Genomic DNA, 8,756 nt, shown 5'->3' with positions numbered 1-8,756 from the left:
GGGCCGCGACACCTCTCGAGAGGCGCCGGCATCCTAGCACAAGCAGGAATCACCCCATGCAGGACATCCGATGCGGAAGCTGTAACCGCAAACTTGGCGCCGGCGAATACATCCGGCTCAACATCAAATGCCCGCGTTGCGGCGCATTGAATATTCTGAGGGCCGCGAGCCCCTTACCCGCAGGCCACCGAGCCTCCGATACGAGGGAATCGCCCCATGCAACACACCATCTCCGCTGATCTGATCAACCGCGTGCACCAGGCCGACGCCCTGAGCGTCATGCGCGCGCTGCCCGATGCGTGCGTCGACCTGGTCTTCACCGACCCGCCCTACTCGTCCGGCGGCACGACGAGCGCTTCGCGCAGCCAGTCTCCGTCGAAGAAGTACCTGGTCAGTCAATCGCAGGACCTCTACCCCGAATTCCAGCACGACAACAAGGATCAGCGATCGTGGACGTTCTGGTGCATGACGTGGCTCGCGGAAGCGTATCGCCTCTGCCGCAACGAAGCGCACCTGGCCTGCTTCGTCGACTGGCGCCAGTTGCCGAGCCTCACCGATGCGATCCAGGCCGCCGGCTTCACCTGGCGCGGCGTCGCCGTATGGGACAAGACCGGCGGCCGCACACGCCCGCGCGCCGGCGGCTTCGCGCAGCAGTCCGAGTTCCTGGTCTGGGCCACGAAGGGCGCCGTGCGCCGAGCCGACGTGTATCTGCCTGGCGTGTTCTCCGAGCGCCTCGCGCATCCGAAGCGCCACATGACCGAGAAGCCGGCGCAGCTCGCGCGCGACGTCGTGCGCCTGGCGCCGGCCGGCGGCGTTGTGCTCGATCCGTTCGCGGGGTCCGGCACGTTCCTCGCCGCAGCGAAGGAGGCCGGTTTGCACTGGATCGGTTGCGAGCTCGAGCCGACCTGTCACCAGGTCGCGACCGCGCGCCTGGCCGAGCTGGACGCGTTGCCCGTCGCTGCGTAGCGACACCATGCAGCGGCTTCGGTTGTGCCCTGCCGCTGTACAACCTCCCGCGCGTGATCTCCGCGCGCGCGGAAGGCAATCTTTCGGAAGGCTCACTTCCGGGAGAAAAGCTTGCCTTCTGATTACCACCACGGCGTACGCGTCATTGAAATCAATGACGGTACGCGCCCCATCCGCACGGTCAGCACGGCCGTGATCGGCTTGGTCAGCACCGGCGACGATGCCGACGCTGCTACCTTCCCCGAAAACCGTCCCGTCCTCATCACGGACGTGCGCTCCGCAATCGGCCGCGCCGGCACGAAGGGCACGCTCGCGCGTTCGCTCGACGCGATCGCGGCGCAGACCTCGCCGCTGATCGTCGCCGTGCGCGTGCCGACCGGCAAGGACGCGGATGCAACGACCAGCAACGTGATCGGCACGACGACCGCGGACGGCCAGTACACCGGCTTGAAGGCGCTGCTCGCTGCGAATACCCGGCTCGGCGTCAAGCCGCGCGTGCTCGGCTGTCCTGGTCTCGACACTTTGCCGGTCGCGACCGAGCTGGCGACGATTGCGCAGAAGCTGTGCGGCTTCGCATACGTCAACGCTTTCGGTGCTCAAACGAAGGAAGAGGCCGTCGCCTACCGCGCGAATTTCGGCCAGCGCGAGCTGATGACGATCTGGCCGGACTTTGTGAACTGGAACACCACGACCAGCGCCGAGGACATCACCTGGGCGACGGCGCGCGCGCTCGGCATGCGCGCAAAGATCGACGAGGAAACGGGCTGGCACAAGACGATCTCCAACGTCGTCGTGAACGGTGTCACCGGCATCAGCCGCGACGTGTTCTGGGACCTGCAAGACCCGAACACCGACGCCGGCTACCTGAACAGCCACGAGGTCACCACGCTGGTGAACGCGAATGGTTACCGTCTGTGGGGATCGAGGACCTGCTCCGAGGACAAGCTGTGGGCGTTCGAGAACTATGTGCGCAGCGCGCAGGTGATCGCCGACACGATGGCCGAGGCCCACATGTGGGCGGTCGACCAGCCGATGAGCCGGACGCTGATTCGCGACGTCGTCGATGGCGTGAACGCGAAGTTCCGGATGTGGAAAAACGCCGGCTACGTCATCGACGGCGAGTGCTGGTTCGATCCGGGCGCGAACGACAAGGATTCGTTGAAGGCCGGTAATGGCTTCATCGACTATGACTTCTGCCCGACGCCTCCGCTCGAAGACCTGACGTTCCGCCAGCGCATCACGGACCGCTACCTGCTCAAGTTCGCGGAAAGCATCGCCGTCTGACGGCTCGCCACTCACCATAGGAAAACGCAATGGCTCTGCCATCCAAACTCAAGAATTTCATCGTGTTCGAGGACGGTGTCTCGTACGTCGGCGAGGTGCCGGAAATCCAGTTGCCGAAGCTCACGCGCAAGATGGAGGCATATCGCGGCGGCGGCATGAATGGCGAGGTCGACATCGATCTCGGCATGGAGAAGCTCGAGCTGGGCCTCACGATGGGCGGCTTCATGAAGGAGATGTTCAAGACGTGGGGCACGTCGAAGGTCGACGGCGTCACCGTACGCTTCGCCGGCTCCTATCAGCGCGACGACACCGAAGCGGTCGACGCGGTCGAGGTGTACGTGCGCGGCCGCTACAAGGAAATCGACCCCGGCAAGGCCAAGGCCGGCGACAACGCCGACCAGACCGGCACGATGTCGCTCGCGTATTACCGCCTCGTCGTCAACGGCGAAACCCTGATCGAGATCGACTTCCCGAACTTCATCGAAATGGTTGGCGGTGTCGATCGCCTCGCCCAGCAGCGCCGCGCGCTCGGCCTGTAACCCCTATCCCCCTCACGTTCTAAGGAGCGCCCATGTCTTTGAAACGAACCGACCCGCTGCCGCTCGACACCCCGATCGCGCGCGGCGAACAAAAAATCGACGCTGTCACGCTGACCATGTCGGGCAGCGGCGCTCTGCGCGGCGTCACGCTCACCGATGTCCTGCAACTCGACGTCATCGCCCTGTCGAAGGTGCTCCCGCGCATCAGCAATCCGATGCTGACCGAGCAGGACGTGCTGCGCATGGACCCGGCCGACCTGGTCAAGCTCGGCACGGAGCTTGCCGGTTTTTTGGTACCGAACTCCGTGAAGCAGGACGCATCCCTCGATCCGTCGACGAAGTGATGGCCGACATCGCCCTCGTTTTCCACTGGACGCCTGACGTGATGAACGCCATGTCGCTGGATGAACTGATGACCTGGCGCGAGCACGCGCGCGTCCGCTACGAACGGGGCGATGAATGAGTGACCGTTCCCTGCGCCTCGAGGTCGTCCTCAAGGCGCTCGACCAGGCGAGCCGGCCGATCCGCGAGATCGCCACCAAGAACCGCACGCTCGTGAAGGAGCTGCGGGACTCCCGCGCGCGGCTCAAGGAACTCAACGATACGCAGCGGCGCGTCGGCGAGTTCCGCGAGATGCGCACGGGGCTCGCCAACACCGCGACGAAGCTCGCCGACGCACAGAAGAAGATCAAGGAACTCGCGACCTCGTTGCGAGCGTACGGGCCGCCGTCGCAACAGATGGTTGCCGAGCTGGCGAAGGCGCGGCAAGCCTCGTCGAAGCTCGGCGCCGCGTTCAAGAAGCAATCCGCCAGCGTCGACGAGCTGCGCACGCGGCTGACCCGCGCCGGCGTCGACACGGGCAAACTCTCCCAGCACGAGCGCACGCTGCGCACCGACATCGCCGCAACGACCGGCGCGATCGACGCCCAATCGCGCCGGCTCGACGCGCTGAACACCCGTCAGAAGCGCATCGCGGACGCGCGCGCCAAGTTGGGCGCCGCGCGCGGCGCAGCGGCAGAAATGGCGATCGGCGGATATGCCGCGCGTGCGACCGGCTCGCACATCCTCAACGATTTGCGCGAGCCGCTCGCCGAGGCGAAGAAGGTCCAGAACGAACGCGGCCGCATCCAGGGGCTCGGCCTCGGCGACCGTGCGACGCAGGATGCCGAGCGCTACGTCCGCGCGATGAAGACGCCAGGTGTTGCGATCGCAGAGAACATGACGCTGATGCGCGACGCGATGTCCATCTTCGCGGACGAGCATCACGCGCAGATGGTGATGCCGACGCTCGCGAAGATGAAGTTCGCGAACGAGGCGATGTTCGGTGCCGGCCAGGGGCACGAGAACGAAGAGAAGTTCATGAACATGCTGAAGGTGATCGAGCTGCGCGGCGGCACGAAAAGCGAGGCAGCGTTCAAGGGCGAAGCGAACATGGTTCAGCAGGTGCTGACCGCCACGGGCGGCCGCGTCGGCGGCGACGAGTGGCGCAACTTCATCCAGACCGGCAAGGTCGCAGCGAAGCAGATGCGCCAGGACGCGTTCTACTACCAGATGGAACCGCTGATTCAGGAAATGGGCGGGCATGCGGCCGGCACCGGCGTGCAAGCCGCGTACAGCAACCTGATGCAGGGCAAGACGACCGTGCGTGCCGCGAAGCGCCTGGTCGAGCTGGGCCTGGTCGATAAGAAGTCGGTCGAATACAACACGATCGGCAACGTGAAGCGCATCAAACCCGGCGCGTTGATCCAGGGCGACCTCTTCAACGCGTCGCCGTTCGAGTGGATGGAGAAGGTGCTGCTGCCGAAGCTCAAGGCCAAAGGCATCACGTCGGACGCGAAGATCCTGGAGGAATTCTCCACGATCATGACGAACGGCAACGGCGCGAACCTGTTCGCGACGATGTTCATGCAGCGCGAGCAGATTCACAAGAACGAAAAGCTGAACCGTGGCGCGTACGGCATCGACAAGCTGCACGAGCTGGGACAGAAGCAAACCGAAGGGAAGGAGCTGATCGCGCTCGAGAAGGTGCGCAACCTGCGCACCGTCATCGGCGAGCAGGTGCTGCCCGTGTACAACCGCGCGCTCGAGCTGACGACGAGCGTGCTCGAGCGGCTGCTCGGCTTCGCGAAGGAATACCCGAATTTCACGCGTGCGGTCGCGATCGGCGCGGCCGGCCTCGGCGTGCTGCTCGCCGTGCTCGGCACGTTGACGATCGCCCTCGCCGGCATCCTCGGGCCGCTGGCGATCGTGCGCTTCAGCATGTCGATGCTCGGCATTCAGGGCGGCGCCTTTGTGCGCGCGCTCGGTGCCGGCGCTGGCGCGCTGCGCGGCATTTCCGGCGCGGCGTCCAGCGCAGCCGCCGGCGTCACGGCCGCCGGCAAGGGCACGCAGTCTGCAGCCGGGCGCATCCGCACGGCGCTGTCGAGCGCATGGCAGGCGTCGTCGCCTCGAGCGGCCGCGTCGTCCCTCCGCACCTATCTCGCGTCGCTCGCGCAGCGCGTGCCGGCCGCGGGCCAGGCCGCGAAGGCGTCGATCCAGCAATGGGGCGTGTCGGCCGCGACCGCGATGAAGGATGGCGCAGGCGCCGCGCGGCAGTACACCGCCCAGGTGTGGCGCGCCGTCGCCGCGCAGGCGGCCGCGACACGCGCGGCTGCGGCGTCGCGCTGGACCGCAGCCCGGCAGTACGTCGGCGGGCGCGGTGCGGCCGGCATTGCCGGGGACGCCGCGCGCGGCGGCTTCAATCTGGTCAAGGGCGGCACGACGGGCGCGATCAACGGCGTGCGCGCGGCGCTCGGCGGGCTCGCGCAGACGCTGCTGTTCGTCGGCCGCGCCGCGCTGATGCATCCGATCGGACTGGTGATCGCCGGCATCGCGCTCGCCGCGCTCCTGGTCATCAAGTATTGGGAGCCGATTAAGGCGTTTTTCTCGGGCTTCTGGCAGGGGCTGACCGAGGGCCTGCGCCCGCTCGCGCCGATCTTCAGCGGCGTGCTCGCGACGCTCGGCGCGGCGTTCGCGCCTCTGAAGCCCGTGTTCGACTGGCTGGTCGGTGCCGTAAAGAGCGCGTGGAACTGGATCACGCGCCTGTTGGGTCCGGTCGACGCCAGCAAGAAAAGCCTCGACGCGGCGGCCAGCGCCGGCAAGGGGTTCGGCGCGTGGCTCGCAGATATCGTCGTTGTTGCGGCGCAGGCTGCTGCGCGCTTCGTCGACTTCGGCTCGAACCTGATGTCCGGCTTGGTCAACGGCATCAAAAGCGGCTTGGGCTCGGTGAAGGATGCGATCGAGTCGGCCGGTGGCAGCGTGATCGGCTGGTTCAAGGAAAAGCTCGGTATCCATTCGCCGAGCCGAGTGTTCGCCGCGCTCGGTGGCTTCACGATGGCGGGCCTCGAGCAGGGTCTGCGCGAGGGTCAGGACGGGCCGCTGTCGACCGTGCTCGAAGTCGGTAAGCGGATCGTTGCGGCCGGCGCTGGCATCGGCATCACGGGCGCGGCGATCGCCGGCGGTGCACCGCTCACGGTCGACAACCGCCCGCCGCTCACGGTCGCGTCGGCCGCCACCAGTGCGCCTGTCGCGCAGGCGCCGATCACGATCCAGGTGTATGCCGCGCCCGGCATGGATGAGCAGGCGCTCGCGCAGAAGGTGCTGCAGGTGATGCGCCAGGAACAGGCCACGCAGGCCGCGCGCGAGCGCTCGCGACTGCGCGATCGGGATTGAAGGAGAGGTTCGCATGATGATGGCGCTCGGGCTGTTCGTGTTCAGCCTGTCGACCCTGCCCTACCAGGAGCTGAAGCGCCGGCGCGGCTGGCGCTTCGCCAGCAACAACCGCATCGGCAAAAAGCCTGCGCGGCAGTACGTCGGCGAGGACGACGAAACCATCAGCCTGTCAGGCGTGCTGCTGCCCGAGCTGACGGGCGGCGATATGTCACTAGCCGTCATCGAAGCGATGGCGGGCCAGCACACCGCCTGGCCGCTGATCGAAGGCACAGGCCACATTTACGGCATGTTCACGATCGACAACATCGACACGACACGCACGCTGTTTTTCGACGACGGCACCGCGCGGCGCATCGAGTTCACCATTGCCCTGACGCGCAACGACGATCTCGACATGCTCGGCATCGTGACCGACGCCATCAAGGGGGCGATCTCGCTATGAACCTGTCGGACATCCCTGGCGCCGACCTAGTGCAGAAGGTCGTGATCGCCGACGATCGCGTGCCGCGTGCGATCTACTCGATCACGCTCAACGGCAAGAACATCACGAAGAAGTTCGACGGCCGGCTGATCTCGCTGACGCTGCAGGACAACCGCGGCTTCGAAGCGGACCAGCTCGATATCAGCCTCGACGATTCTGACGGCGCCCTCGAGATCCCGAGTCGCGGCGTCACGCTGAAGCTGGCGATCGGCTGGGCCGGCGCGGCGAACGGCCTGGTCGACAAGGGCGAATTCATGGTCGATGAGGTACGGCACACCGGCACGCCTGACGTGTTGACGATCCGCGCGCGCAGCGTCGATCTGCGCGCGGGCCTGTCGATCAAGAAGGAGCGCTCCTGGCATCGGCAGACGGTCGGTGCAATCGTGCGCGCGATCGCCAGTCAGAACAAGGTCGAGGCGCGTATCAGCAAGGCGCTCGACGGGCAGCTCGTCGACCACATCGACCAGACAGCCGAGTCGGATGCCAATCTGCTGTCGCGCCTGGCGAAGATGTTTGACGCGATCGCCACCGTGAAGAACGGGCTGCTGCTCTTCATCAAGGCCGGCGAGGCAACCACGGCGAGTGGTAAGCCACTGCCGGCCGTCACGATCACGCGCGACGTCGGCGACCGTCACGACTTCGGCGTCGCCGATCGGGACACGTATTCCGGCGTGCAGGCGTTCTACCTGAACACGCGCACCGCGAAGAAGCAGTCGACCACCGTGAAGCGGCGCCGGCGTCGCACGACGGCGAAGAAGAAGCCGATCGACAAGAGCGGCGACGTGTTGTTCGGCACGGCCGAGAACGTGAAGACGTTGCGGCACACGTACGCGAACAAGGCGAACGCGACGCGCGCGGCGAAAGCGGAATGGGAGAAGTTGCAGCGCGGCGTTGCAGAGTTCAGCATTGTGCTGGCGCTCGGCCGCCCCGAGCTGATGACCGAATTACCTGTAACCGTGCGCGGTTACAAACGTGTCATTGATGATTGCAACTGGATCATTGCGCGCGTTACACATTCGATCGACGGTAACGGCGGATTTACATCGGACCTCGACCTAGAGGTCAAGGCGAGCGAGGTGCCGGAGATCGACACCTCGGCGGAGGGCTGACGTTACGTCAGTAGCAGGTCGCGGATGTTCGATAGGCTCAACATCGCGCTCGTCACCTGCGCGAGCAGCGCCGCTCGCTCACCGGCCGACAAATCGCGCACTGCGCGCGTCTCGCGGTTCCCGGCTACAGTGGAGCTGGCGCGCCCACATTGGGCGGCTATCGTGGCTTCGGTACAGCGTCGGATTACCCCGTCCTCGGCTGTTGCATTTCGGAATTGCGGCTCTTGCGGCTTGTTACTCACAACGGCTTCCTCTTCGGATATTTTGAGAGGCGCTACGACGTGAAACGGCATTCACGCGTGCTGTAACGCGGCCCCATTTTCGTGCTTTTTTCAGACAAATGGAATGAAGGAGAAAGCCCCGTGAAAGTTAGGAAAGCGCCTAACTTTCGCGGGCTTTCTCCCGCCTCTCGTCCCCCGCCCCTGCGACGCGCGCATTACGGCAACAACAACTACCGCTCGAATCATGGCTTCCCGGACGACTCCCCCTCGGCTCAACTGGAATCTGCTGCGCGCATACAGCGAGATCGCGCGCTATCGCAGCATTTCGGAAGCAGCGCAGGCAATGGGAGTGCAGCGGCCGACCGTCAGCGAGAAGGTGTCCGCGCTTGAGCGCGTCCTCGGCCGCCCGCTGATGGAGCGTCGTTCAGGAAGTGATGGGTTTCGG

General features: G+C 65.7%; 10 protein-coding genes. All 10 read left to right on the top strand.

Annotated features, from left to right (window positions below; translation table 11 throughout):
* Positions 1-56: 56 nt before the first annotated feature.
* A complete protein-coding gene (locus tag AC3IFE_RS18500; protein WP_489191488.1) occupies positions 57-239 on the top strand; it encodes a Com family DNA-binding transcriptional regulator in 183 nt (60 codons plus the stop codon).
* Positions 217-966: a DNA-methyltransferase gene (locus tag AC3IFE_RS18495; protein ID WP_489191487.1), complete on the top strand. Its 750-nt coding sequence runs from the start codon at positions 217-219 to the stop codon at positions 964-966. The genes AC3IFE_RS18500 and AC3IFE_RS18495 overlap by 23 nt, the downstream gene beginning before the upstream one ends.
* 111 nt (positions 967-1,077) lie before the next feature.
* A complete protein-coding gene (locus tag AC3IFE_RS18490) occupies positions 1,078-2,250 on the top strand; it encodes a phage tail sheath protein (protein ID WP_489191485.1) in 1,173 nt (390 codons plus the stop codon).
* A 29-nt stretch (positions 2,251-2,279) separates the two neighbouring features.
* On the top strand, positions 2,280-2,789 hold the full coding sequence (locus tag AC3IFE_RS18485) for a phage major tail tube protein (protein ID WP_006757091.1): 510 nt from the start codon (positions 2,280-2,282) through the stop codon (positions 2,787-2,789).
* A gap of 32 nt (positions 2,790-2,821) precedes the next feature.
* Positions 2,822-3,133 (top strand): phage tail assembly protein, encoded by a 312-nt coding sequence (locus AC3IFE_RS18480; protein WP_006757090.1) that lies wholly within the window; start codon positions 2,822-2,824, stop codon positions 3,131-3,133.
* The gene (locus AC3IFE_RS18475) at positions 3,133-3,252 is read left to right on the top strand and encodes a GpE family phage tail protein (RefSeq protein ID WP_014724666.1); all 120 of its coding nucleotides are present in this window, start codon (positions 3,133-3,135) and stop codon (positions 3,250-3,252) included. Before AC3IFE_RS18480 ends, AC3IFE_RS18475 begins: the two co-directional genes overlap by 1 nt.
* The gene (locus AC3IFE_RS18470; protein WP_489191484.1) at positions 3,249-6,500 is read left to right on the top strand and encodes a phage tail tape measure protein; all 3,252 of its coding nucleotides are present in this window, start codon (positions 3,249-3,251) and stop codon (positions 6,498-6,500) included. The genes AC3IFE_RS18475 and AC3IFE_RS18470 overlap by 4 nt, the downstream gene beginning before the upstream one ends.
* Positions 6,501-6,513: 13 nt before the next feature.
* On the top strand, positions 6,514-6,942 hold the full coding sequence (locus tag AC3IFE_RS18465) for a phage tail protein (RefSeq protein ID WP_489191483.1): 429 nt from the start codon (positions 6,514-6,516) through the stop codon (positions 6,940-6,942).
* Positions 6,939-8,090: a phage late control D family protein gene (locus AC3IFE_RS18460; protein ID WP_310639194.1), complete on the top strand. Its 1,152-nt coding sequence runs from the start codon at positions 6,939-6,941 to the stop codon at positions 8,088-8,090. The genes AC3IFE_RS18465 and AC3IFE_RS18460 overlap by 4 nt, the downstream gene beginning before the upstream one ends.
* A 465-nt stretch (positions 8,091-8,555) precedes the next feature.
* Positions 8,556-8,756: helix-turn-helix domain-containing protein (locus AC3IFE_RS18455; RefSeq protein ID WP_489191482.1), on the top strand; the 201-nt coding region annotated here is incomplete at its 3' end.

The sequence above is a fragment of the Burkholderia sp. APQ4-4ca genome, assembly GCF_057837105.1.
The sequence above is the reverse complement of the archived record's forward strand: the minus strand, read 5'-3'. Positions and strand labels throughout refer to the sequence as shown.

Coding starts and splice junctions, on each gene's coding strand:
- AC3IFE_RS18475 (WP_014724666.1), top strand. CDS start 3,133: ATGGCCGACATCGCCCTCGTTTTCCACTGGACGCCTGACGTGATGAAC.
- AC3IFE_RS18470 (WP_489191484.1), top strand. CDS start 3,249: ATGAGTGACCGTTCCCTGCGCCTCGAGGTCGTCCTCAAGGCGCTCGAC.
- AC3IFE_RS18465 (WP_489191483.1), top strand. CDS start 6,514: ATGATGATGGCGCTCGGGCTGTTCGTGTTCAGCCTGTCGACCCTGCCC.
- AC3IFE_RS18480 (WP_006757090.1), top strand. CDS start 2,822: ATGTCTTTGAAACGAACCGACCCGCTGCCGCTCGACACCCCGATCGCG.
- AC3IFE_RS18460 (WP_310639194.1), top strand. CDS start 6,939: ATGAACCTGTCGGACATCCCTGGCGCCGACCTAGTGCAGAAGGTCGTG.
- AC3IFE_RS18485 (WP_006757091.1), top strand. CDS start 2,280: ATGGCTCTGCCATCCAAACTCAAGAATTTCATCGTGTTCGAGGACGGT.
- AC3IFE_RS18500 (WP_489191488.1), top strand. CDS start 57: ATGCAGGACATCCGATGCGGAAGCTGTAACCGCAAACTTGGCGCCGGC.
- AC3IFE_RS18495 (WP_489191487.1), top strand. CDS start 217: ATGCAACACACCATCTCCGCTGATCTGATCAACCGCGTGCACCAGGCC.